Source organism: Streptomyces sp. NPDC004838 (genome assembly GCF_053600955.1).
This window is the reverse complement of record NZ_JBSGAW010000015.1, coordinates 40553-63745: the sequence shown is the minus strand read 5'-3', so window position 1 is coordinate 63745 and position 23193 is coordinate 40553. Positions and strand designations below refer to the sequence as shown.

Genomic DNA, 23193 nt, shown 5'->3' with positions numbered 1-23193 from the left:
ACCCCGGCAGCAGCCGGTGATCACTTCTGGTACGGCGGGACCGACAGCAGGACGGTCGGCCGCGGACGAGGAGAAGGTCAGCTGCGCGTCGGCGGAGTCGTGCTCGGTGGAGAGCGGGTCGACGGTGTCGACGACCACAGCGAGGCGGTGGCGGCCATGACGTCACCGGCCGTGGAGCACAGCTCCGGGCCGGCGGCGGACGGCTTGCCCGGCGTCCCGCGGTGGAAGGCGTACGGCACATCGCCGACCGGCTTGCCGAGGCCGAGCGGGCCCTCGTCGCCAGGACACGCGACGAGGGCGCCGCTCTCCTTGGAACCGGTGGCCGTGGGGCACGGTCACGCCCAACCGCGCGTCCGCCGTACGGAGGCGAACCGCTCCGCCTGCCGGACGGCGTCGAACGGCAGGCCGTGATCAGCGGGAGACGCTCGGCGCGGGCAGCGGGGTCTGGGCCACGCGGGTCACATCGGCGACCAGTTCGACCACATCGGGGCCGTACGCCTGGGAGTTGACCACCTTCAGCAGCAGACAGAACGAGTTCGCGCCGCCGTGTCTACGGGCCAGCTTCTCGTGGTTGCGGGCGAGATAGCGGGTGGCCGCCTGATTGGTGATCGCCCGCTGGCCGCAGAAGAGGAAGACCGGCCGTGCTTCGTCCCCGGTCGTCAGCCGGGCCAGGAACACATACTCGGCGACGCCCGGCTCGATCCGGTAGAACTCCGAACCGATGCGGAACGCGCCCTGGTCGGGCCCCGGTTCGGGGTCGGTGTTCACCCGGACCCCCGGCAGCAGGCTGCGTAGATGAGCAGCCATGCGCCGATTCGACACGGGCCCTCCGACGCAGAATTCCGTCCTGTCCCCGATGCCCTGCTGGGCCAGGTCGTGCCAGAGGATCTGGGCATGCGCCCCGCAGTCCTTGATCAGCGCGGAGAGTTCCAGCAGGGCGAAGACGTCGAAGCGGTGCACGGAACCGTCCCGGCCCGCTTCACGGTTGACCACGAGCAGCGACTCGGAGTTCGACGGCAGCCCGAAGAACTCCTGCTTCCGCCGGAGCCTGCGCCGCCAGATCGCGGTCCGGGCGAGCCAGCCGGCCGAGGCGCTGATCCCCGCGGCGATCAGCCCGAGCACGATGTTGCGTATGTCGTCATCCATGGGCGCGCATGCTAGCGCTGTGGCCGGAGGCGTTCACCGGCCCGCGACGTCCTCCACGGCATTTCTCCCCGTGTGCCCTGCGGGCACGGGCGGTACCCCGGTGTCGTCGGGCCGCGCGAGTACGGCGCTGCGATGTCGGACCGCGCTACGGCGCGTGCGAGCCGCGGACCTCCGCCTCGCGCCGCGGCCTTGCCGTCGGCCGCCCCGCCCGCGCCGAACTCTGCACAAAGATCCGCACCCTCGACCCCCGAACTGTCACCGGCCTCCTCGCCGGCGTCCTGGGGTGGGGTACCGCCTCTCTAGTTGAACGTGTTCAAATATTGGGGTGTCCATGGCGCACCCGCGCCCTTCGCGGGTTCCGCCTTGCCCGTCCGACCGCAGCGGAGAGAGCCGACGTGATGAGATTCGCGTGCACCCCCAGTACGGCGTGGAGAGTGGCCGCCGTTTACATCGGACTTGTCACGGTGGCCGGGCTGATCTCGGGCATGACGACGAATCCGGAGGCCAACTCCTGGACGCAGGATGTCTCCCTGCCGGGTTTGGTCCTGCTGTTCGTCTTCGTCGCCCAGCCGCTCGACGTCGTGTTCGGGCACCCCGAAGGGGTGATGCCGGAACCAGTCGGCTCCGTGATCGTGTACGCACTCTCCGCCGTGGTGAACGTCCTGCTGGTGTGGGGTCTCGTGGCCTCCTGCCGCGTGGTCCGGGCGGAGTGGCGGCGACATCCGAGGTGAGTCGGCTGCTGCGCATGCAGGTCGGGGCGGCCTGACCATATCTCGGAGTGGCAGGTGACCAGGGTGGCGTCGATGCCGGGGTCGGCGGGGGTGCCTCTACGCCGTGTTGAGGCGGTCGGCGGATGGTCGTCGCCCGTCAGCGACCCGTTGTGTTTCGGCCATTGGCGATGGGTCCGCCGTGGCGTACAGCGCCCCCGACGGAGCAGTGGGAGTCGGCTCCGACCAAAGCTGTTCGACCGGCGGGCCGGTGGGGCCCGCGTACCGGTACGGACGGCGGGCGGAGGCCGTCGGGGCGGGGCCGGGGGATCCGCAGGTGACCCAACGGTGACCAGTCGGTGACCCGTTGCGAGAGGCGGGCCGCATCTCGCCGTTCCCCGTGCCCCGTTCGCCGGGCCCAGGCGAAGTTCCCAGGTCCGGTGGACTTCGTTGAGGGCAGGCTGCCCCGCCGACCGCGGGGACACGCCTTCCGGGACCCCCGCCGCGTCGGGGATGTCCCAGACCTGGAAGAAGCGCTTCCACGGCGCGGGGCGCAGGGTGCGCGCGTACCATGGATCGGGTACGGGCGGCGGTCCGCCGCCGGGAGGAGCACCGATTCCGGCGGACTCCAGGAGCCTCCCGGCGCGCCCCGTGTGCCGGCCGCCCCCGCATCTTTCAGGCCCTGTCGCCGATACTGCCGGGGCCTGTCCTCCGACGCGGTCCTGACGCCGTCGGGGCGGTGCCGTTACGCTGCGCTGGCTTGCGCTGACTCCCCGTCGACCGGAGGTACGGATGCGTCGCCCCACCGCGCGGACAGTCTCGGTCCTGGCCACCCTCGCGGCCGTGGTCTCGATGGGCGTGGCCGCCCCGCCCACCCACGCACCGCCACCGAGAACCCCGGTGAAGACGCCGGTGGCCGTCGGTCACGGCGGTGCTGTCGCCAGTGTCGACGTGGACGCATCGGCGGCCGGGATCGAGGTGTTGCGGCGCGGCGGCAACGCCGTGGACGCGGCCGTGGCGACCGCCGCCGCCCTCGGCGTCACCGAGCCGTACTCCGCGGGCATCGGTGGCGGCGGCTACTTCGTCTACTACGACGCCGGGTCCCGTACCGTCCACACCGTCGACGGCCGTGAGACCGCACCGCGCTCCGCCGGCCCCTCCCTCTTCCTGGAGAACGGGAAGCCCATCCCGTTCGAGGAGGGCCGGACCAGCGGACTGGGCGTCGGCACCCCCGGCACCCCGGCCACCTGGGAGACCGTGCTGGACGCGTGGGGCAGCAGGAACCTCGCCCAGCTGCTGAAACCGGCCGAGCTGCTGGCGAAGGACGGCTTCACCGTCGACGCCACCTTCCGCGCCCAGACCGAGGCCAACCAGGCGCGCTTCGCCGACTTCCCCGACACGGCCCGGCTCTTCCTGCCCGACGGGCAGCCCCCGGCCGTCGGCTCGGTCTTCAAGAACCCGGACCTGGCCCGCACCTACCGGGAGATCGCCCGAGAGGGGACCGAAGCCCTCTACGAGGGCGACATCGCCCGCGACATCGTGCGGACCGTCCGCAAGCCCCCGACGGCCGAGGGCATCACCCGTGTCGTACGGCCCGGCGATCTGACGACCGGTGATCTCAGCTCCTACGACACGATCCGGCGCACGCCCACCAAGGTGTCCTACCGGGGGCTCGACGTCTACGGAATGCCTCCGTCCTCCTCGGGCGGTACCAGCGTCGGCGAAGCGCTCAACATCCTGGAGCGCACCGATCTGTCCAAGGCCGCCGAGGCGCGGTATCTGCACCGGTTCATCGAGGCCAGCCGGATCACGTTCGCCGACCGGGGGCGCTGGATAGGCGACCCGGCGTTCGAGGACGTACCGGTGAAGGGGCTGCTCTCCCAGCGGTTCGCCGACTCGCGCGAGTGCCTGATCAAGAACGATGCCGTGCTGCCCAGTCCGCTCGCGCCGGGGGACCCGCGCCACCCCGTCCCGTGCGGCGCTTCCGGGGCGGCCGTCCCGACCGCGTACGAAGGGGAGAACACCACCCATCTGACGGCCGCCGACAAATGGGGCAACGTCGTCGCCTACACGCTGACCATCGAGTCGACCGGCGGCAGCGGCATCACCGTCCCCGGACGCGGCTTCCTCCTCAACAACGAACTCACCGACTTCTCCTTCGCCCCGGCGAACCCGGCCGTCCACGACCCGAACCTGCCGGGCCCCGGCAAGCGGGCCCGCTCGTCGATCTCCCCGACGATCGTCCTCGACCACGGGCGTCCGGTGCTCGCGCTGGGCACGCCGGGCGGCGCGACCATCATCACCACCGTCATCCAGGTCCTGACGGGCCGCCTGGACCGGGGCCTGCCCCTGGTGGACGCGATCGCCGCGCCACGTGCCAGCCAGCGCAACCAGCCGACGACGGAGCTGGAGCCCGCGCTGTGGAACAGCCCGCTCCGCGCGGAACTGGAGAGGATCGGCCACGCCTTCCGGCTGAACCCGGAGATCGGCGCGGCCACCGCCGTCGAGCGGCTGCCCGACGGCCGCTGGCGCGCGGCGGCCGAGAAGGTCCGCAGGGGCGGCGGTTCCGCGATGGTCGTCCAGCCCGCCGCCGGGCCCTGACGGCCGTACCCCGTCCGGCCCTATCCGCCTGCGGCCCGCCCGGCAGCCAACTGTCGGGCGGGCCGCAGACGTTGCCCAAGTGGCCGGATCGGCGTGGTCAGGTGGCCTGATCGGTTGTCACCCGGAGTGGGTAAGGACGTTTTTCCGCGCGGAAACCGCACAGAAAGACGAACCTGACATGCACTCTCGTACCCTCGCCCTCGCCGCTGTGTCCGGAGCGGCTCTCCTCGCCGCCGCGCTGCCCGCCACGGCCAGCCCCGCCCGGCACGACGCAGTCGCGCCGGAGGCCCAGGGCGTACAGGAGGGGACGGTCGGCGCGGCCGAGTTGCTGGCCAAGCTGACGAACTGCGACCGGATCTCCAACGGCAAGTACCGGAAGGACGCCGGGAAGGCGGCTACAGTGCCGGTCTGCGGCAAGAAGGGCGCCGTGTACTGGAAGGCCGACATGGACATCGCCTGCGACGGCCAGGTCACCGCCGTCTGCAACAGAAAGACCGATCCCTGGTTCCTGCCCGATACGGCCTTCCACCAGTCCAACGGCAAACCGCTGAACTCCGGGAAACTGCCGTACGTCGTCGTCCCGACCCCCAGCGACATCTGGAAGTACTCCGGCTCCGGCATCAAGGGCGGTGGGGTCGTCGCCGTCATTTACAAGAACAAGGTCCGGTACGGAGTCGTCGGCGACACCGGCCCCCGCAAGATCATCGGCGAGGCGTCGTACGCGATGGCGAAGTCCCTGGGCGTCGACCCCGACCCGGTGTCGGGCGGGGTCTCCTCCGGAGTGACCTACATCCTGTTCAAGAACTCCAAGGTCAGGCCGATCGAGAGCCACAGCGCCGCGGTAGCCCTCGGGGACTCGCTGGCGAGGAAGTTCCTGCGGGACAATTAGCCCCACGTCCGCGGGCGGGGAAACGGATGACGGGGGTCGGGGGAACGCATGACGGGGGATCATATGACGGCGTCCGGGAAGATCGGTGACGGAACGCTGGAACGGCTCCGGATCCTGACGGAGCACCATGTCGTCGGGATCCGGGCGGGGGCGGCGGGGTCCGGCGCCGCCGGGGCCTTCTGCGGCACCGGGTTCCTCGTCTCCCCGGACACCGTGCTCACCTGCGCCCATGTCGTGGCCGGACGTCGAGGGCTCACCGCGACCGTCGACGGCCGGCCCGTCGCCGCCGAGATCGTGCGGATGGCGCCCGAGACCAGCGGAGGCGGCAGGGTCTACGGCTACCCCGACCTCGCCGAACTGCGGCTCGCCGAACCGGCCGACGGCCGGGACGGCGTCTGGCTCGACACCGCGGCCCCTCTCCAGTCGGCCTCCGTCTCCGTCCACGGCTTCAGCGACCACACCCTGGAACCCGGAGTCCGGCCCGACACGCTCCGGCTGGAGGTCGCCGGACGCAGCGGCCGGTACATCCGGCTCCAGTGGGACCAGGTGGTGCAGGGATTCAGCGGCGGTCCCGTGCTCAACACGGCGACGGGACGCGTCTGCGGGATCCTCAAGGCGTCCCGCGGTGAGAAGAACGCGCTCGGCGGCTGGCTCATCCCCGTCGACGCGGTCGAGGACTGCTCACCGGGCCTGCTGGAACGCAACCACGGGACCCACCGGCCCGGCACGGTCTGGTTCGACACGGCACGGGAACGCCGGCGCAGGCAGAACGCCCTCTTCGGCCCCGACCCCGGAGTCCAGTACGCCGAAGGCCGGCACTCCGGAGGCCGGTACCCCGGTGACCAGGACGCCGACCGCGCCGGCACTCCGGCCGCCCCCGCGCCCGCCGTCCCCACCCCGCCCGCCACCCCCGCCCAGTTGCTGTCGCACGGCGCGATGCCCTTCGTCGAACGCCCCGAACTCGGCGAACTGCACCAGTGGTGCCGCGAGGCCCCCGACCAGCTCCTCCGGCTGCTGTACGCACCGGGCGGCTCGGGCAAGACCCGGCTGTCCGCCGAACTCTGCCGCGAACTGCGCGACGACGGCTGGATCGCGGGCTTCGCCGGACGGGACGCCTTCAAGGACCCGATCGACCGGGCCCGCCGGCTGGAGGACGTCACGGACGCGCTCATCGCCGGATTCCCCGTCCTGGCCGTCTTCGACTACGCCCAGGCACGGCTGGACGACATCACCACCCTCCTCGCCCACGTCCACCGCAACCGGCCCGTCGGCCCGTACACCCTCCGCGTACTGCTGCTGGCCCGCTCCGAGGAACCGCTGTGGCCGGCGCTGCGCGAGGAACTCGACGGAAGCGGCATCAGGGACTGGGCCCTGCACGGCGCCAGCGTGCGCAGGCTTCCCAGCGGCATCGCCGCCAAGGAGCCCGGAGCGCTGGCCACGGAAGCCTTCGAGGAGTTCGCCCGGCTGCTGAACTGCCCCCAGATCCTTCCTCCCGCCTCCCTCGACCGCCGCGCCGGGGCGCAGGACTCGCTCCTCGGCGTACTGGCGACCGCGCTCGACGCCGTTCTGACCCTGAGCCGGGGCGAGACCTGGGCGGAGGACGACGACCCTCTCGAACGGATCTGCGGCCATGAGATCCGGGGCTGGCACGCCCTGCTCGAAGACCGGCTCGGCCGCGAGGGCCCGCTCGCGGGCCGCAGCGGACAGCGGCTCGCCCAAGGCATCCTGCTGATACCCACACTCGCCCCGCGCCGTGGCCGCCGACAGCTCACCGCGCTCATCGCCCGGGTGCGCGAGGCGGCCTTCCCCGGCCTGCCGGCGCTCAACACGCCCGCCCTGTACACCTGTTTCCGCGAGCTGTACCCCTCGGACGGCGACCGCGTCGCCCCCCTGGAACCCGACCGGATCGGCGAGATCCTCGTACGGCGCGTACTCCGGCAGCCCGAGAGCTCCGGAGACGAAGTCGGCTATCTCACCGCGGTCCTGGATCCGGGCGACCTCCGGGGCGACCATACGGCGGCGGTGCTGGACACCCTCGACGTCCTGGCCCGCGCCCGTGGCTGCACCGCCGTGGGCCGCGTCGCCGACCACCCCGCCCACGCGATCATCGACGGCGCCCTGGAAGAAGTCGTACGCGAGCACCCCCGGCTCCTGCCCGCCCTCACCACCACCGGGGCGCGGGTACCCCACGCCGAACCGCTCGCGGAGCTGATCCGGCCCCTGATCCAGGACTGCGACGCCGACCTCCTCCACCGGATCGAGGCCCGGCTGCCCGGCCACCCCTCCAGCCTCTCGCCCGTCTCCGCGTCCGTACTCGAACGCCTGCTGGCACTGCCGGACACCACGGTCACCGTGGAGAGCACCCTGATCCGCCTCCGTCGGCTGCTGCGCCTCAGCCTGCGGCTGGAGGAGAGCGGACGCGGCCCCGAGGCGCTGCGGGCGGCAGACGAGGCCGTCCTGCTCGGCCGCGATCTCGTCAGACACTCCGCCGCCGGGGATCCCTCCGCTCTCTCCGCCCCGCACGCCCCGATCGACCCCTTCGACCTGCTCGTGCCATCCGACCTGCTCGACCCTTCCGAACTGCTCGCTCCCGTCGACGGGCACCTGCCCGAGTACGCGGCGGCGCTGCACAATCTGAGCCTCGTCCTCCACCGCGCCGGCCGCACCCCGACCGCCCTCGAACACGCCGTCGAGGCCGTGGCCATCTACCGGCGGATCGCCGACCGACACCCCATGGGGACGGCTGGAGCCCTCAGCACCCTGGCGCTGCTGCGCCTCAGCGACGGCCAGGTCAACGGCGCGGCCGCCGACGCGGCCGAGGGGGTGACACGCTGCGCGCGGGTCCCGGAGGGGGAGGCCCGAGAGGACGTGCTGCTGACCTGTCTGGAAGTCCTCGCCGAGTGCCGTCACCGCACCGGACTGACCGAACTGGCCCTCACCTCCGGCGCCGAAGCCGTGGAACTCCTGCGGGAACTGGCCGAAAGGCGGCCGGGCCGCTACCTCGCCCGGCTGCCCGACACCCTGCAGCGCCACGGGCTCGGGCTCATCAGGGCGGGCCGTGACACCGACGCGTACCTCGTCCTCCGAGAGGCGGCCCACCGGCGCGCGGCCCTCCCGCTGCACGCCTCGCCACGGCTGCGCGAACAGCAGACGACAGCACTGTCCGTGCTGGTGCCCCTGAGCGCCGAACTCGACGGATTCGCCCACGAGCACGCATCCTGGCTGGAGATGCGGGCCGCGACGGAGGACCGCAGCAGGTGAGAGAGAGGAACGCTTCCGCATGGACGACGCCACGTCAGCACAGGCCGTGCCCGCCCCCATTCGGCGCCGGAAGGCCGTCGAGGTCTTCCACAACCGCTTCGGCACGCTCTTCGACGACGAGGTCGAATCGGCGTCCGGGGCCGCGGGCAGGTATCTGCGCTGGCAGTGGTCCCAGGAGGGAGTGGTCGTCGTGCCCACCGGACCGGACGGCTACGCCTTCGTGCCGACGTACCGCTACCCCGTAGGCGAGGTGTCGCTCGAATTCCCGCGAGGCGGCTGCGAGAGCGGCGAACCGCCGGCCCGCGCCGCCGAACGGGAACTGCTGGAGGAGACCGGCTACCGGTGCGAGGAACCGCGCGCGCTGGGAGTGATCCACGCCGAGACGGGCCTGATCGAATCGAAGGTCCATGTCTTCGTGGCCCGGATCACCGCCCCGCGGGCCGCCGCCAGACCGGAGACGATGGAGTCCTTCGCCGAACCGGTCTGGGCGTTGCCCGGCGAGATTCCGGCCTGGCTCAGAAAGGGCGCGGTCACCTGCGGTGTGACGCTCGCCGCGCTCGCGCTCGCCCAAGGAGCGGCGAGCGCGGCCCCGGCGATCGCTCTCCCGGCGACCGCTCTCCCGGCCGCCGGGGAAGCGGGTGCCGGGGAAGCGGGTGCCGCCGCCGCGGGATCAGCCGCCGTATGACCCGGTGATGACACGCTGCCGCATCCGCCTGTCGTCGAGCGGCTCGATCCCGGCCGCGCGGTCCGCGGCCGGGACACCGCGGTCCACCACGGTGAGGTCGAGATACCTCCCGCCGTCCCCGTGGCCGCCGCTCGCGGAGCGTCCGCCCTGGCCGTGCCGGGCGGGGGATCCGTACGGCCCGGACGGGACGTCGAGTCCGGCTCCGAGCGCCCCCGTCAGCGCGTCCTCGGAGATCCCGAACCGCATCAGATTCCGCCGTCCGTCCAGTACGGCCCTCGCCCGCTCGTCCGTGCCCCGGAAGGCACGGTCGAACGCCTCCTGCATCCAGACGCTGAACTCGGCCATCGCCTCCGTCAACCGGGCCGTGTCGGGCGACTGCCCCCGGCGCAGCAGCGCGAACTCCTCCACGACGGCTTTGCGGGAGGGCTGCTCGGCGGCCTCCAGGAACACCTCGACGGGCAGTCGGCCGAGCAGGAAGCCGTCCAGCATCCCGGCGGGCAGCGCGGTCAGCTCGGCGACCGTACGGCCTGGGGTCCCGACCTGCGCCTCGGTACTGAGCGGAGCGGCCGTGCCCGCCCCCAGCACGGTCGGCAGCGCCTGCCGGTACGCTTCCCCGGCGGCCAGGTCGACGGCCCCCAGGGCCAGTACGACCTCGGCGCTCCGGTGCCCCGACTCGGCCCGATAGACGTCCTCCCAGTCCCTGATCCCCTTGTAGAACAGCGGCTCCTGACCCGCCATGAAGTCCCGTGCCGCCTCCAGGGTCCTCCGCGTCTCCCCCTCGGCCCGGCCGGCCTGCGCCTCCACCAGGCTCAGCACACCGGACTTGAAGGCCGCCGCCACGGAACCGAAGTCATAGGCGACGGCGTGCCCCGCCGTCCTGCGGTCCATCTCCTCTGCGTACGCGATGCTCGGCACGTGCTCCACGTCCCGCGACTCCTGTGACGCCCTCACCTCCCGCAGCGTCTGGCCGTCCCGGCGGGCGACCCTGATCCGCCCGTTCTCCAGCAGCTGCCCGAGGTCGGACCGTACGGAGCCGACGGCCTCCTCCGGCGTCACCAGGGCCCGGAACAGAGGGGTGTTGAGGGACTGCGAGTCGCCGATGAGCAGGATGTCGGAGAGGAGTACGTGGAACAGGACCCGTGCCCGGAGGTCCTCGGCCTTCGCGATGGGGGACTGGCGGTGGATCTCGACATCGGAAAGGTAGATCTTCTCCATGAACTGTTCCCCGTTCGGCGCGAGTTGAGGTCCCCAGCATGACCGTTCGCCGCGCGCTGCGCTCATACTGCTCCTTGGAAGGTGCCGTCTTGTTACGAGGAGTTCCGCGTGTCCGAGCTGGTCCGTGCCGAGATGCCCGATGGAACGCCGATGTGGGTGCGGGTCGCCGACGACGACGAAGGCCCGAGGGACACCGGCTTCGGAGACAACCTGTCCCGTCGGCTGGACGATCTGCCGCGAACCCTGGAATCCCTGACCCGCAGCGTCCGCGAAGGGCTGCGCAACGCCGCGCCCGACGAGGTCGCCCTCGAATTCGGCATCGAAGTCGCCGTGAAGAGCGGCCAGTTGGTGAGCGTACTCACCGAGGCCGGCGGTTCGGCCACACTCAAGGTCACGGTCACCTGGCGCAACGACTCCGAAGCGCGGGCCACGGTGACGCCGACGGAATGACGTACCCCGGCGGTGACAGGACCGCCGGGGACCTGAGCGGCGGGGCCACGAAGCCGGGGGCGTGACCGCGCGGGTGGGTGCGGCGCGGGGGTTCGGGATATCGGGCCGCCCACGCGGAGCCGCACCCGCCGACGGTGAACGACCTCGCCTGCGGTGAACGACCTCACGAGGCCAGTGCGGCCGAGTCGCTGCGGCTGACTCGGCCGCTGATCCTCTCACCCGGCGGGACTCGCGGCCGATGGCGCCAGAAGCCGAGCGCGGTTCACCGAGTCCGCTCAGAGCGAGCCGCTGAGAGCGAGCCGCTGAGAGCGAGCCCGCTCAGAGCGCTGTGAGCACACGCGGTCCGGCGTCCGTGATCGCCACCGTGTGCTCGGCGTGCGACGCCCGGCTGCCGTCGTTCGTGCGGATGGTCCACCCGTCCCGCGCCGTGTAGTGGCCGTCGGTGCCGCCCGCGATGACCATGGGCTCGATCGCCAGAACCATCCCGTGCCGCAACGGCATCCCCCGCCCCGCGCGCCCCTCGTTCGGTACGCCGGGGTCCTCGTGCATACGGCGCCCCACGCCATGTCCGCCGAAACCGTCCGGGATGCCGTACCCCGCGGCACGGCACACCCGGCCGACGGCATGGGCGATATCCCCGATGCGGTTGCCGACGACGGCCGCCGCGATGCCCGCGTCCAGGGCCTCCTCGGCGGTGGCTATCAGCCGCTGGTCCTCCGGCCGGCCCCGGCCGACGGTGAAGCTGACGGCCGCGTCGCCCACCCAGCCCTGCAGGATCGCACCGCAGTCGATGCTCACCAGATCGCCGTTCCGCAGCCGGTAGCCGTCCGGGACGCCGTGCACGATCGCGTCGTTGACGGAGGTGCAGAGCACGGCGGGGAAGGGGACGGGGGCCCAGTCCGGGCGGTAGCCCAGGAAGGGCGACCCCGCACCGGCTTCGTCGAGGACCGCGCGGGCGGCCCGGTCCAGTTCCAGCAGGCTGACGCCCACGCCGGCGGCCTCACGCGCGGCCGTGAGCGCCTGGGCCACCACGCGTCCCGCCTCGCGCATCGCCTCGATCGATGTATCGGTCTTGATCTCCACCATGCCCATGACTGTACCGATCAGGCCGGTATTTCAATACCGGCATTACAATACCGTCATGGTCCGTACCCCCCTCACCCCGGCAGAGCGCGAACGCGGCGAGCGGCTCGGCCGGCTGCTCCGTGCCGAGCGCGGCGAACGCAGCATGGCGGAGGTGGCCGCCGCGGCCGGGATCTCCGCCGAGACCCTGCGCAAGATCGAGACGGGCCGCGCCCCGACCCCCGCCTTCTTCACCGTCGCCGCACTCGCCGCCGTCCTCGGACTCTCCATGGACACCCTGGTGACCCACTGCGCCCTGGCTCCGGCGGCGTGAGCCGTCCCGCCGTCGCGGGCCGGGTCCGCGTGCGCGATGGCTCGCCGCCGACGGCGAGCAGGCCCCGGTCGTACGGCGACGGTCGGTGCGGGCGGCCCCCACGTCCCGGACCTTCGCCGCGCGGCGGGAGAACTCCCCGGCCCGGCTGCCGACCGACGCCCCACGCTCCGTACGCGGACGCTCCGTACGCGGACTTTCCGGGCGCACGATTTCGGCCATGACCCGGGTGCCCCGCATGGGCGGTGAGCGCGCCTTCGGGGTGCCGCGGCGTACGCTCACGGCGTGACTGCCAAGGACTTCGCCTCCGCCCGGTACATCAGCGTGACGACGTTCCGGAAGAACGGGACCGGCGTCGCGACCCCCGTCTGGTTCGCCGAGGACGGCGGGAAGCTGTACGTCTGGACCAACAGCGACTCCTGGAAGGTCAGACGGCTCCGCAACGACGGCCGGGTGTCGGTGAGCGTGTGCGACGCGCGCGGCCGTATCGCCCCCGGCGCCCTGAGCGCCGAAGGTACCGGGGAACTCCTCGACGAGGCCGGAACGGTCGCCGTCCGCAAGCTCGTGGCCCGCAAGTACACCTGGCAGTTCTGGCTGGTCGACTGGCCCGCGACGCTCGTACGGCGGGGGAAGCGGCCCCACGCCGGGATCGCGATCACCATCGGACAGCGGGCTTGATCGACGCGTCTTAATCCATGCGTAGCAGCCTCGTGACACGGCTGCGATGCAATTCACTGTGTGACTCTCCGGACACCGGACAGGGGCGGCGACGATGGCGGTGCATCAGCTACCGGTGGAAACCGGTGTGTTCGCGCGGTATCTGAAGGGGCTGACCGCGCAGCTCGACCGGAACGGCGGCTGGTACGGCGTCTTCCTGCAGCGCGACCCCGAGGGCATGCGCGACTGTCTGGACGGTGTGGAGGTCCCGCCCTGGGACGTCGTCGAGGCGCTGCTGCACGATCTCACGGCGGCGCGCGGATCCGGTTTCGCGGAGCGCGAGCGGTTTCGGGCGCGCGGGCTCCACGCGGCCGCCGTGAGCGCGTACGACCGGCGGCCCGGCGGTCGCGAGAACCTCGCGGACAGCCTGGAGCTGATGCGCGGTGAACTGATCCACGCGGCGGCGCGGGCGGACGGCCTGGCGCGCCGTCTGGCCTCCGAGCCGGAGGGCACCCAGGCGGCGGAGGATCTGGCGTACGAGCTGACCTGGACGCGGGACGACCACGCGCGGGCGGCGGCGCGGATCACCGAACTCCGCTCCCGGCTGGCCTCCTTGGCCGCCGTTCCGGAACAGGGCCGTAAGCGGCGCGGGCGCGCCGTGCCCGCTTCGGGCCCGCGCTCCGCGCCGACGAGGCCCGGTCGGGCAGCCGCGTCCGACGCCTCGGGCCCCCCGCCCGTCGCCGCGCCCACGCATGAGCGGGACGACTCCGGTGCCGGTACCGGGGATTCGGCGCACCGGGCGCGTCCGGTGAGCCGCCCGGCCGACCCGGAGGAACAGCCCCCGAAGCCGCCCCGCGGGCCGCACCCCCCGAACACCCCCGCGCCTCGCTCCGGCCGGATCGCCGGGTCGTACAACCGCCGGGTCCCCGGACCGTACGACCGCGACCCGACGCCGCACCCCGCCGGGCACGCCCCCGGCCCCGCCCCGGACGAGACCCCCGCGCCATCCGCCCGGCGTCCGGCGGCCGAACCGCCCGCACCGGCGCCCGACCCCGCCACGGACCCGTCCGCCTCCGCCCGTAAGCCCAAGCGCAGACGCCTCCTGGGCGCGCGTTACGCCGGGATCGAGGACACGGCGGCGGACGCCCCCGACGTATCCGCGCCCCCGCCCGTCGCGGGTGACGCGCCCCGTGGCGCCCGCTACCGGGGCGCGGGAATCCTTGCCTCACGGCCCGCCGCGGCGGGTGCGGGTCCCCGGGCCGACGACGAGGCGGCCGTCCAAGCCGCTCGGGGGACCGTCGAAACCCTCGTACGTCTCCGGGCCGAGAACCGCGGCGGCGAGGCGCACGTCGTGCTCTGCCAGGCCGCCGCGCTGCCCGCGCCCTGGCTGCCCGTCCTCGCGGACGAACTGGACCGTGCGGAACTCGGCGCCGACTGGACCACCTTGCTGTGGGACGCGGCGTCACAGCCGGTGCCCAGGCTCATGGACATCGTCGGGGCGCTCTCCACGGCCGGCCGCACCCACGACAGCGCCCAGCTCCTGCGCCACGGCGTCACCCGGCCCGCCGACGAGTTCGCCGTCGCGCTGCTGGCCCTGGAGGACGCGGGCCGCGGCGACGAGGCGAAGTCCCTGCTCACCGTGTATGCGCGGCAGCACTCCGCCGAGGACTGCACCCGGATCGCCGGCCACGATCCGGCACTGTTCGTCCCCCGGCTGCTGGACGCCGCGCGTGCCCACTCGCGCTCGCACGAGCGCGATCTGAGACACGCGCTCCGGGGCGCGGGCCACCTGGCCGACTGACCGGCTGAGCCGTACGGGTGAATCGAGATCGATGCAGCGGGTTGACGGCGATGGTCTTGCCCCAGTCTGTGACGGGGCCTAGGTTCTCCAACTACGCCACGTGTCTACGTGCGTAGAGGCTCGCTGACGCCCGGTCGAAGGAGCAGCTCATGGCCCATGTCGTACGCGCCGCACTCGTCCAGGCGACCTGGACCGGCGACACCGAATCGATGATCGCGAAACACGAGGCGCACGCCCGTGAGGCGGCCCGCCAGGGCGCCAAGGTCATCGGGTTCCAAGAGGTGTTCAACGCGCCCTACTTCTGTCAGGTGCAGGAGCCCGAGCACTACCGCTGGGCCGAACCCGTCCCGGACGGCCCGACCGTCCGGCGGATGCGGGACCTCGCCCGCGAGACCGGCATGGTGATCGTGGTGCCGGTGTTCGAGATCGAGGGCGCGGGCTTCTACTACAACACCGCCGCGGTGATCGACGCCGACGGCTCCTACCTCGGCAAGTACCGCAAGCACCACATCCCCCAGGTCAAAGGCTTCTGGGAGAAGTACTACTTCAGGCCCGGCAACGCGGGCTGGCCCGTCTTCGACACCGCCGTCGGCAAGGTGGGCGTCTATATCTGCTACGACCGGCACTTCCCCGAAGGCTGGCGCCAACTCGGCCTCGCCGGAGCGCAGTTGGTCTACAACCCGTCCGCCACCTCGCGTGGCCTCTCCGCCTACCTCTGGCAGCTGGAGCAGCCCGCCGCCGCCGTCGCCAACGAGTACTTCATCGCCGCCATCAACCGCGTCGGCCGGGAGGAGTACGGCGACAACGACTTCTACGGCACCAGCTACTTCGTCGACCCGCGCGGACAGTTCGTCGGCGAGGTCGCCGACGACAAGGAGGAGCAACTCCTCGTCAGAGACCTCGACTTCGAGCTGATCGACACCGTACGGCAGCAGTGGGCGTTCTACCGCGACCGCAGGCCCGACGCGTACGAGGGACTGGTGCGGCCGTGAACAGCCTGTACGACCGCCACCGGGCCGTCATCCCCGACTGGGCGGCGCTCTACTACCGGCAGCCCATCGAGCTCACCCACGGCGAGGGCCGCCATGTCTGGGACGCGGAAGGCAACCGCTATCTCGACTTCTTCGGCGGCATCCTCACCACCATGACCGCCCACGCGCTCCCCGAGGTCACCAAGGCGGTGAGCGAACAGGCCGGGCGGATCCTCCACTCCTCCACGCTCTATCTCAACCGCCCGATGATCGAACTCGCCGAGCGGATCGCCGCCGTCTCCGGGATCCCCGACGCCCGCGTCTTCTTCACCACCTCCGGCACCGAGGCCAATGACACCGCCCTGCTGCTCGCGACCGCCCACCGCCGATCGAGCCAGATCCTGGCGATGCGCAACAGCTACCACGGCCGTTCCTTCTCGGCCGTCTCCATCACCGGCAACCGCGCCTGGTCGCCCACGAACCTCTCCCCGGTCCAGACGCTGTACGTCCACGGCGGCGTGCGCACCCGCGGCCCCTACGCCGGACTCACGGACTCGCGGTTCATCGAGGCGTGCGTCGCCGATCTGGAGGATCTGCTCGGCCACACCCACGACGTCGCCGCGCTGATCGCCGAACCCGTCCAGGGCGTCGGCGGGTTCACCTCGCCGCCCGACGGGCTGTACGCGGCCTTCCGTGAAGTCCTCGACCGGCACGGCATTCTGTGGATCACCGACGAGGTGCAGACCGGCTGGGGCCGTACCGGCGACAACTTCTGGGGCTGGCAGGCCCATGCGCGCGGCGGCCCGCCCGACATGCTCACCTTCGCCAAGGGCATCGGCAACGGCATGTCCATCGGCGGGGTCGTCGCCCGCGCCGAGATCATGAACTCCCTCGACGCCAACTCCATCTCGACCTTCGGTGGCTCCCCGGTCACGATGGCCGCGGGCCTCGCCAACCTCTCGTATCTGCTGGAGCACGACCTCCAGGGCAACGCACGCCGTGTCGGCGGGCTGCTGATCGAGCGGCTGCGCGGTATCGCCGCGGGCGTGCCGGCCGTACGGGAAGTGCGCGGACGCGGCCTGATGATCGGGGTCGAACTGGTCCGGCCGGGCACCGACCGGGCCGCTCCGGAGGCGGCGGCGACCGTACTGGAGGCGGCTCGCGAGGGAGGGCTGCTGATCGGCAAGGGCGGCGGACACAACACCAGCGCCCTGCGCATCGCCCCGCCGATGTCGCTCACCGTCACCGAGGCGGAAGAGGGCGCGGCCATCCTCGAACAGGCCCTCAACAGCATCTAGCACCGGCGAACGTGTCCGGTCACAGCACCGGCACGGCCGGCCGACGCCATGGCGGAGCCGGCCGGTACGCGTCGGCCCTCCGGGCACAGGCCCGCACCCGCGACCCCGGCCGGGCCCGACCCGTGACCACCGACTGCACCGACTCGTACGTACGAGAGGGAGCGCACCAGTATGAGCAGCACCCGCACCCTGATCCGCGGCGGACTCGTCATCACCGCGGCGGACGAGATCCACGCGGACGTACTGATCGAGGACGGCCGGATCGCCGCGCTCGCCGCGCACGGCAGCGCCGCCGCCGAGCCCTGGACCGCCGACCGTGTCATCGAGGCGGTCGGCAAGTACGTCATTCCGGGCGGGGTGGACGCGCACACCCATATGGAGCTGCCGTTCGGCGGCACCTTCGCCTCCGACACCTTCGAGACCGGGACCAGGGCCGCCGCCTGGGGCGGCACCACCACGATCATCGACTTCGCCGTCCAGTCGGTCGGCCACTCCCTGCGCGAGGGACTGGACGCCTGGTACGCCAAGGCGGACGGCAACTGCGCCATCGACTACGGCTTCCACATGATCCTCTCCGACGTCCACGAGTCGTCGCTGAAGGAGATGGACCGGCTGGTGGAGGAGGGCATCACCTCCTTCAAGCTCTTCATGGCCTACCCCGGCGTGTTCTACAGCGACGACGGCCGGATCCTGCGCGCCATGCAGCGGTCCGCGTCCAACGGCGGGCTGATCATGATGCACGCCGAGAACGGGATCGCCATCGACGTGCTCGTGGAGCAAGCCCTGGCGCGCGGGGAGACCGATCCGCGCTACCACGGCGAGGTCCGCAAGGCGCTGCTGGAGGCCGAGGCCACCCATCGGGCCATCCAGCTGGCACGAGTCGCCGGGGCGCCGCTCTACGTCGTCCATGTCTCCGCGGAGGAGGCCGTCGCCGAACTCGCCGCCGCCCGCGACAAGGGACTCGACGTCTTCGGCGAGACCTGCCCGCAGTATCTGTTCCTGTCCACCGACAATCTCGCCGAGCCGGACTTCGAGGGCGCGAAGTACGTGTGCAGTACGCCGCTGAGGCCGAGGGAGCACCAGGCGGCCCTCTGGCGCGGACTGCGCACCAATGACCTCCAGGTGGTCTCCACCGACCACTGTCCCTTCTGCTTCGTGGGGCAGAAGGAACTGGGCCGCGGCGACTTCTCCAAGATCCCCAACGGGCTGCCGGGCGTGGAGAACCGCATGGACCTCCTCCATCAGGCCGTACTGGACGGGCACATCACCCGCCGCCGCTGGATCGAGATCGCCTGCGCCACCCCGGCACGCATGTTCGGCCTCTATCCGAAGAAGGGCACCATCGCGCCGGGCGCGGACGCCGACATCGTCCTCTACGACCCGCACGCCGAGCAGGTCATCTCGGCCGACACCCACCACATGAACGTGGACTACTCGGCGTACGAGGGCCGCCGGATCACCGGGCGCGTCGACACCGTGCTCTCGCGCGGGAAACTCGTCATCGACCGGGGCGAGTACACCGGCCGGGCCGGCCACGGGGCCTTCGTCCACCGCTCCACCTGCCAATACCTGTAAGGAGAGTCCCCGCATGGACTTCGGCCTCGTCCTGCAAACCGACCCGCCCGCCTCCCAGGTCGTCAGCCTCATGAAACGCGCGGAACGCAACGGCTTCCGCTACGGCTGGACCTTCGACTCGGCCGTGCTGTGGCAGGAGCCGTTCGTCATCTACAGCCAGATCCTCGCGAACACGCAGAAGCTCCACGTGGGCCCGATGGTCACCAATCCGGGCACCCGCACCTGGGAGGTGACCGCCTCCACCTTCGCCACCCTGAACGAGATGTACGGCAACCGGACCGTCTGCGGCATCGGCCGCGGCGACTCCGCCATGCGGGTCGCCGGCCGCAGGCCCAACACCCTGGCCCGGCTCGGCGAGGCCATCGAGGTCATCCGCGACCTGGCGGAGGGCCGCGAGGCCGAGGTCGACGGCAACCCGATCCGCATCCCGTGGATCAAGAACGGCAAGCTGCCCGTCTGGATGGCCGCGTACGGCCCCAAGGCCCTCGCCCTGGCCGGTCAGAAGGCCGACGGCTTCATCCTCCAGCTCGCCGACCCCTACCTCACCGAATGGATGGTCAAGTCCGTTCGGGAGGCGGCCGCGGCGGCCGGCCGGGACCCGGATGCCCTCACCATCTGCGTGGCGGCCCCGGCGTACGTGGGTGACGACCTCGCGCACGCCCGCGACCAGTGCCGGTGGTTCGGAGGCATGGTCGGCAACCACGTCGCCGACCTGGTCTCCCGGTACGGCGAGCACTCCTCGATGGTCCCGGAGCAGCTGACCGAGTACGTCAAGTCCCGGCAAGGCTACGACTACAGCCACCACGGCCGCGCCGGGAACCCGTCCACCGACTTCGTCCCGGACGAGATCGTCGACCGCTTCTGCCTGCTGGGCCCGGTCGAGGCCCACATCGAGAAACTCCGGCACCTGCGCGACCTCGGTGTCGACCAGTTCGCCGTGTACGACATGCACGACGCCCGGGAAGCGACCATCGACGCGTACGGCTCCCACATCATCCCGTCGCTCAGCTGACACTCGCCGGCGGCGCAGGAGCCGGACGCGGGTACGGACACCGAAGGCAACGCCTCGGAGAAGGACGGTCACCGTGCCGCCGTCGCCCACCACCATGAGGCCAGGGAGACGCCTCCCGCCGCATCTGCTCGTCTGAACACACCTGTACTGGAATGCCTGCACAGCGCGGTCAGGGGTGATCGTCCCCGACGCCGCCTGCTGCGAAGACGAAGACGGGGCTGGCGGGTGTGTAGGTGCCGTCGAGGACGAACGTCAGATAGCGGCCGGCGCTGCGGAGGTATTCGTTCTCGTCGAGTGCGGCCTTCTGTACCGCCGCGGAGGCGGCGCGGGCGGCTTCGAGGGGGATGAAGGTGAGGGCGTTGAGTGCTTGGAGGCGTACCCGGGCGTCGTTGTGGTGTTCCAGGGTGTCGGTGAGGAACGCGACCGCCCTGTCGGTGGTGTGGCCGAGGTGGATCAGGGTCTCCGCTGCTGCGATCCGGACCTGTGGTGACGGGTCGTCGGTGAGGGTGCGGGCGAGGCGACGTGCCGCCGGGGCGGCCTCGGGGCCGAGGATGAGCAGGCCCTGTGCGGCCCAGTAGCGCATGGCCTCGTTCTCGTGGCTCAACAGGCCGGTGTACTCGGGAAGATGCCGCTTCCTTCGGGTGATCGCCCGGCCTGCGAGGTCGAGGACGCGGCGCAGCGGGTACGCGCCGGGCACGCGGCTGGCCTCCCAGCCTTCAAGGGGGCTGCCTTCGGGGATGAAGCCGTTGTCGTGGATGTCGATCAGGTGCTGGTCGAGGGCTCGGCCGAGGCGGCGGCGAGTGGCATCGTGCGCGGGATCGCCGGCGAGGTTGTGGACTTCGTCGGGGTCGGTGTGCAGGTCGTACAGCTCCTCGGCCGGCTTGGTCCTCCAGAAGCGGTCCTGTACGGCGGTGAGGGCGCCGTCGATGTGGGCCTGTTCCCAGGACTGGTAGCCGCGGGCCAGCCATGCGAATGCCTGGTGCTGCCCCCATGGCCGGTGGGGGGTGTAGTTGCGCAGGTAGCGGTAGCGGTCGTCGCGGACGGTGCGGACCATGTCGTAGCGCTCGTCCATGCGGTCGCGGCCGCCGAAGGCGTAGCGGGCGGGCCGATGACGGTGTACGCCGAGGAAGGGCTTGCCCTGGACATGCCGGGGTATGTCGACGCCGGCGAGGGCGAGGACGGTCGGTGCGTAGTCCACGGAGGTGACGGCGCCCTGTTCCACCGAGCCGGGCGGGCGCGGTGCGAGGTGTTGCCACGCGGCGGGGAAGCGGACGATCAGGGAGGTGCGAAGGCCCTCGTCGTAGCAGTACCGCTTGGAGCGGGGCAGAACGCCTCCGTTGTCGGAGTAGCAGAAGACGATGGTGCTCTCCGCGAGGCCCGCCGCTTCCAACTCCGCCAGACGAAGGGCGACTCGGGAGTCCATGGTTTCCATGGCGTCGTAGTAGTGGGCGAAGTCCTTGCGGATCTCCGGGGTGTCGGGCAGGTAGTCGGGCAGGGTCACGTCCTGTGGACGGGTGCGGCCGTCGACGGCCCGGATGAGCGTGGATTCATGGGTGCTCATGTCGTTGAAGACGGCGAAGAACGGTGCGTCGGCGGGTCTGTTCCGCCAGTGTGCCGACTTGCTGGACTCGTCCCAGGTGGCGGCCATGTCGACCAGCGCGTTGTAGTCGGTCTTGTCATTGTTCGTGGTGTAGTAGCCCGCCTCACGCAGGTACCGGGGGAAACCGTGCAGGAAGTCCGGGATCGCGGCCTGGGCCCGCATGTGCTGGGCCGGGCCCGCGGTGGCCGGGTGGACGCCGGTGAGCAGCGCGAACCGGGAGGGTGCGCAGACAGGGGCGGCGGAGTAGGAGTGCTCGTACCGAATCCCCTCGCGGGCCACCTGGTCGAGCGTGGGGGTCCGGGCCACTGCGTCGCCGTAGGCGCCGATGAAGGGGTAGTGGTCTTCGGCGACCAGCCACAGGATGTTCGGCCGCACTCGTCCGCCGGGCCGGCCCCGGTCCGGGGCTCGGGTGTCGGCGGCGGTCGGCGTGGCGGCTGCGGTCGTCGGCGCGGCTGCGGTCACCGCGACGGCGGCGACGAGTCCGCCCAGGCCCCGCCGGGAGAGACCGCGGCCGGGCGCGGCAGAGCCGGGGGAATCCGCGGTACGACGGAATGTGGGCACGGGTTCGCTCCAGGGGGTTTGAGGTGAAGACGGTCTGTTCAGGTCTTGGCGCAGTGCGCTCCATTTCCGGGCAGGGCGCCGAGACATGCCCGAGAGGTAGGAAGGGCGGGGCGAGAACATCAGGCAGGCGGTCGGTTCGTTGAGAGCCGGCCATCGACAGAACCCGCCGCGGTGGTGCGGGTCCGCCGCGGCCGGCACGCCCGTCACGTGCTGACGTAGGTGTACCGCAGGTTGTCAGTCGCTCCCGAGGAACTGCCGCCGCCGGGAATCAGCTTGGCTGCCGTGGCGATCGCGTTCTCATCCGAAGTCGCCGCTTTCTGCGTGTTCTCTGGGAATCCGCGGTATTCGGGGGCGGTACGAAACGGTGTGATCAGGTTCATTCCGTGACAGAGGTGGCTCATTATTCCCAGAGAACTCCCGGAACTCCCCGGTAGCCACGGCCTCCTCGGGCGCGCCGCAGGTTACCGTGGGAGTCACCATCTACCGCCTCCGGCGCGTACGGCTCCCCTCCGCGGCTGCGGAGGGGAAGGGCGGTCCGAGCCCGTCCGTGTCACCGGACCGTGCCGGTCCCGCCGGCCGGGAACTCATCACCCGCGCCGCGAGGCGACCACTGCTGTCCAGGATGCCGAACGATGACCACTCCACTTCCCGCGGCCGACGGCAACCTGCTCGTTGTCGACGACGAGCAGACCGTCCGGGAGTTGCTGCCGACCGCACTGCGCTACGCGGGCTTCACCGTGGACACGGCCGCCAACGGCGAGCAAGCCCTGGACCGGGCGGCACAGCACCCTCCCGACCTGGTTCTGCTGGACGTCATGCTTCCCGACATGGACGGCTTCGAAGTCATCCGGCGCCTGCGGGAGCAGCCGAACCCGGCCGCCGCCAGCCGACCGGGCCCCGTTCCAGTCATCTTCCTCACCGCCCGCGAGGCAACCCGGGACAAAGTCAACGGACTTCTTCTGGGCGGTGACGACTACGTCACCAAGCCATTCGATCTCGAAGAATTGATCGCACGCATCCGGGCAATCCTGCGGAGGACCAAGGGAAACCCTCGGTCGACATTGGTGATCGCCGACCTCGAACTCGACCCCGAGGGTCACCAGGTCACCCGAGCAGGCGTTCCCGTACGGCTGTCGCCGACCGAATTCAGACTCCTCCGATTCCTCCTCTCGAACCCCGGAAGTACGGTGTCCAAGCCGCAGATCCTGGAACACGTCTGGCGATACGACTTCGGTGGAGATCCGAGCATCGTGGACAGTTACATCAGTTATCTGCGACGCAAGATCGACAACGGAGGGCCGAAACTCATCCACACGGTCCACGGGGTCGGCTACGTCATGCGCGATCCGCGCACGTGATTCCGTGCGTAGC

At 71.4% G+C, this 23193-nt stretch carries 19 protein-coding genes; 14 read left to right on the top strand and 5 right to left on the bottom strand.

The features are described 5' to 3' along the window. Positions 1–411: 411 nt before the first annotated feature. The gene (locus tag ACWEFL_RS18690) at positions 412–1146 is read right to left on the bottom strand and encodes a hypothetical protein (protein ID WP_451713569.1); all 735 of its coding nucleotides are present in this window, start codon (positions 1144–1146) and stop codon (positions 412–414) included. 434 nt (positions 1147–1580) lie between these two features. On the opposite strand from ACWEFL_RS18690, the gene ACWEFL_RS18685 reads away from it, so the two are divergent. From ACWEFL_RS18685 to ACWEFL_RS18665, 5 genes are all read left to right on the top strand, one after another. Then, positions 1581–1877, top strand: a complete 297-nt coding sequence (locus ACWEFL_RS18685) for a hypothetical protein (RefSeq protein ID WP_451713567.1) — start codon at positions 1581–1583, stop codon at positions 1875–1877. 768 nt (positions 1878–2645) lie between these two features. Beyond that, entirely contained in the window at positions 2646–4454 is a 1809-nt protein-coding gene (ggt, locus tag ACWEFL_RS18680) for a gamma-glutamyltransferase (RefSeq protein WP_451713565.1), read from the top strand. A 178-nt stretch (positions 4455–4632) separates the two neighbouring features. After that, positions 4633–5343 (top strand): glycoside hydrolase family 75 protein, encoded by a 711-nt coding sequence (locus ACWEFL_RS18675; RefSeq protein WP_451713563.1) that lies wholly within the window; start codon positions 4633–4635, stop codon positions 5341–5343. 48 nt (positions 5344–5391) lie between these two features. Continuing rightward, a complete protein-coding gene (locus tag ACWEFL_RS18670) occupies positions 5392–8604 on the top strand; it encodes a trypsin-like peptidase domain-containing protein (RefSeq protein WP_451713560.1) in 3213 nt (1070 codons plus the stop codon). Between the two features lie 19 nt (positions 8605–8623). Further along, complete coding sequence (locus ACWEFL_RS18665) at positions 8624–9289, top strand: NUDIX hydrolase (protein WP_451713557.1); 666 nt, start codon at positions 8624–8626, stop codon at positions 9287–9289. On the opposite strand, the gene ACWEFL_RS18660 is transcribed toward ACWEFL_RS18665, so the two are convergent. Next, positions 9275–10570 carry a hypothetical protein gene (locus tag ACWEFL_RS18660; protein ID WP_451713554.1) on the bottom strand — a complete coding sequence of 432 codons (1296 nt, stop codon included), beginning with the start codon at positions 10568–10570 and terminating at the stop codon, positions 9275–9277. The two genes, ACWEFL_RS18665 and ACWEFL_RS18660, sit on opposite strands and share 15 nt — an antisense overlap. A gap of 42 nt (positions 10571–10612) precedes the next feature. Here ACWEFL_RS18660 and ACWEFL_RS18655 point away from each other — a divergent pair, with 42 nt between their 5' ends. Further along, the gene (locus ACWEFL_RS18655) at positions 10613–10954 is read left to right on the top strand and encodes a CU044_2847 family protein (protein WP_451713552.1); all 342 of its coding nucleotides are present in this window, start codon (positions 10613–10615) and stop codon (positions 10952–10954) included. A gap of 318 nt (positions 10955–11272) precedes the next feature. On the opposite strand, the gene map is transcribed toward ACWEFL_RS18655, so the two are convergent. Then, positions 11273–12040, bottom strand: coding sequence for a type I methionyl aminopeptidase (gene map / locus ACWEFL_RS18650; RefSeq protein ID WP_451713550.1), 768 nt, complete (start codon positions 12038–12040; stop codon positions 11273–11275). A 55-nt stretch (positions 12041–12095) separates the two neighbouring features. Here map and ACWEFL_RS18645 point away from each other — a divergent pair, with 55 nt between their 5' ends. The 7 genes from ACWEFL_RS18645 to ACWEFL_RS18615 all read left to right on the top strand — a co-directional run bounded on the left by ACWEFL_RS18645 (position 12096) and on the right by ACWEFL_RS18615 (position 19661). Next, on the top strand, positions 12096–12350 hold the full coding sequence (locus ACWEFL_RS18645; RefSeq protein ID WP_451713548.1) for a helix-turn-helix domain-containing protein: 255 nt from the start codon (positions 12096–12098) through the stop codon (positions 12348–12350). A 282-nt stretch (positions 12351–12632) separates the two neighbouring features. Beyond that, entirely contained in the window at positions 12633–13025 is a 393-nt protein-coding gene (locus tag ACWEFL_RS18640; protein WP_451713546.1) for a PPOX class F420-dependent oxidoreductase, read from the top strand. Positions 13026–13119: 94 nt separating this feature from the next. Beyond that, the gene (locus ACWEFL_RS18635; protein ID WP_451713544.1) at positions 13120–14805 is read left to right on the top strand and encodes a hypothetical protein; all 1686 of its coding nucleotides are present in this window, start codon (positions 13120–13122) and stop codon (positions 14803–14805) included. 149 nt (positions 14806–14954) lie between these two features. After that, positions 14955–15797 (top strand): nitrilase-related carbon-nitrogen hydrolase, encoded by an 843-nt coding sequence (locus ACWEFL_RS18630; RefSeq protein ID WP_451713543.1) that lies wholly within the window; start codon positions 14955–14957, stop codon positions 15795–15797. Next, the gene (locus ACWEFL_RS18625) at positions 15794–17074 is read left to right on the top strand and encodes an aspartate aminotransferase family protein (RefSeq protein ID WP_451713541.1); all 1281 of its coding nucleotides are present in this window, start codon (positions 15794–15796) and stop codon (positions 17072–17074) included. Before ACWEFL_RS18630 ends, ACWEFL_RS18625 begins: the two co-directional genes overlap by 4 nt. 171 nt (positions 17075–17245) lie before the next feature. Further along, positions 17246–18649 (top strand): dihydropyrimidinase, encoded by a 1404-nt coding sequence (gene hydA / locus ACWEFL_RS18620; RefSeq protein WP_451713538.1) that lies wholly within the window; start codon positions 17246–17248, stop codon positions 18647–18649. 13 nt (positions 18650–18662) lie between these two features. Further along, positions 18663–19661, top strand: a complete 999-nt coding sequence (locus ACWEFL_RS18615; protein ID WP_451713537.1) for a TIGR03842 family LLM class F420-dependent oxidoreductase — start codon at positions 18663–18665, stop codon at positions 19659–19661. 169 nt (positions 19662–19830) lie between these two features. Here ACWEFL_RS18615 and ACWEFL_RS18610 read toward each other — a convergent pair whose 3' ends face one another. Continuing rightward, positions 19831–21822 (bottom strand): sulfatase-like hydrolase/transferase, encoded by a 1992-nt coding sequence (locus ACWEFL_RS18610; protein ID WP_451713535.1) that lies wholly within the window; start codon positions 21820–21822, stop codon positions 19831–19833. A gap of 203 nt (positions 21823–22025) precedes the next feature. Continuing rightward, positions 22026–22202 carry a hypothetical protein gene (locus ACWEFL_RS18605; protein WP_451713533.1) on the bottom strand — a complete coding sequence of 59 codons (177 nt, stop codon included), beginning with the start codon at positions 22200–22202 and terminating at the stop codon, positions 22026–22028. A 252-nt stretch (positions 22203–22454) separates the two neighbouring features. On the opposite strand from ACWEFL_RS18605, the gene ACWEFL_RS18600 reads away from it, so the two are divergent. After that, the gene (locus ACWEFL_RS18600) at positions 22455–23180 is read left to right on the top strand and encodes a response regulator transcription factor (RefSeq protein WP_451713530.1); all 726 of its coding nucleotides are present in this window, start codon (positions 22455–22457) and stop codon (positions 23178–23180) included. The last annotated feature ends 13 nt before the right edge of the window (positions 23181–23193 follow it).

Excerpts from the sequence above, each read along its gene's own strand:
- ggt (WP_451713565.1), top strand. The coding sequence starts at position 2,646 with ATGCGTCGCCCCACCGCGCGGACAGTCTCGGTCCTGGCCACCCTCGCG.
- ACWEFL_RS18660 (WP_451713554.1), bottom strand. The coding sequence starts at position 10,570 with ATGAGCGCAGCGCGCGGCGAACGGTCATGCTGGGGACCTCAACTCGCG.
- ACWEFL_RS18670 (WP_451713560.1), top strand. The coding sequence starts at position 5,392 with ATGACGGGGGATCATATGACGGCGTCCGGGAAGATCGGTGACGGAACG.
- map (WP_451713550.1), bottom strand. The coding sequence starts at position 12,040 with ATGGTGGAGATCAAGACCGATACATCGATCGAGGCGATGCGCGAGGCG.
- ACWEFL_RS18630 (WP_451713543.1), top strand. The coding sequence starts at position 14,955 with ATGGCCCATGTCGTACGCGCCGCACTCGTCCAGGCGACCTGGACCGGC.
- ACWEFL_RS18645 (WP_451713548.1), top strand. The coding sequence starts at position 12,096 with ATGGTCCGTACCCCCCTCACCCCGGCAGAGCGCGAACGCGGCGAGCGG.
- ACWEFL_RS18600 (WP_451713530.1), top strand. The coding sequence starts at position 22,455 with ATGACCACTCCACTTCCCGCGGCCGACGGCAACCTGCTCGTTGTCGAC.
- ACWEFL_RS18675 (WP_451713563.1), top strand. The coding sequence starts at position 4,633 with ATGCACTCTCGTACCCTCGCCCTCGCCGCTGTGTCCGGAGCGGCTCTC.
- ACWEFL_RS18690 (WP_451713569.1), bottom strand. The coding sequence starts at position 1,146 with ATGGATGACGACATACGCAACATCGTGCTCGGGCTGATCGCCGCGGGG.
- hydA (WP_451713538.1), top strand. The coding sequence starts at position 17,246 with ATGAGCAGCACCCGCACCCTGATCCGCGGCGGACTCGTCATCACCGCG.
- ACWEFL_RS18665 (WP_451713557.1), top strand. The coding sequence starts at position 8,624 with ATGGACGACGCCACGTCAGCACAGGCCGTGCCCGCCCCCATTCGGCGC.
- ACWEFL_RS18615 (WP_451713537.1), top strand. The coding sequence starts at position 18,663 with ATGGACTTCGGCCTCGTCCTGCAAACCGACCCGCCCGCCTCCCAGGTC.
- ACWEFL_RS18635 (WP_451713544.1), top strand. The coding sequence starts at position 13,120 with ATGGCGGTGCATCAGCTACCGGTGGAAACCGGTGTGTTCGCGCGGTAT.
- ACWEFL_RS18605 (WP_451713533.1), bottom strand. The coding sequence starts at position 22,202 with ATGAACCTGATCACACCGTTTCGTACCGCCCCCGAATACCGCGGATTC.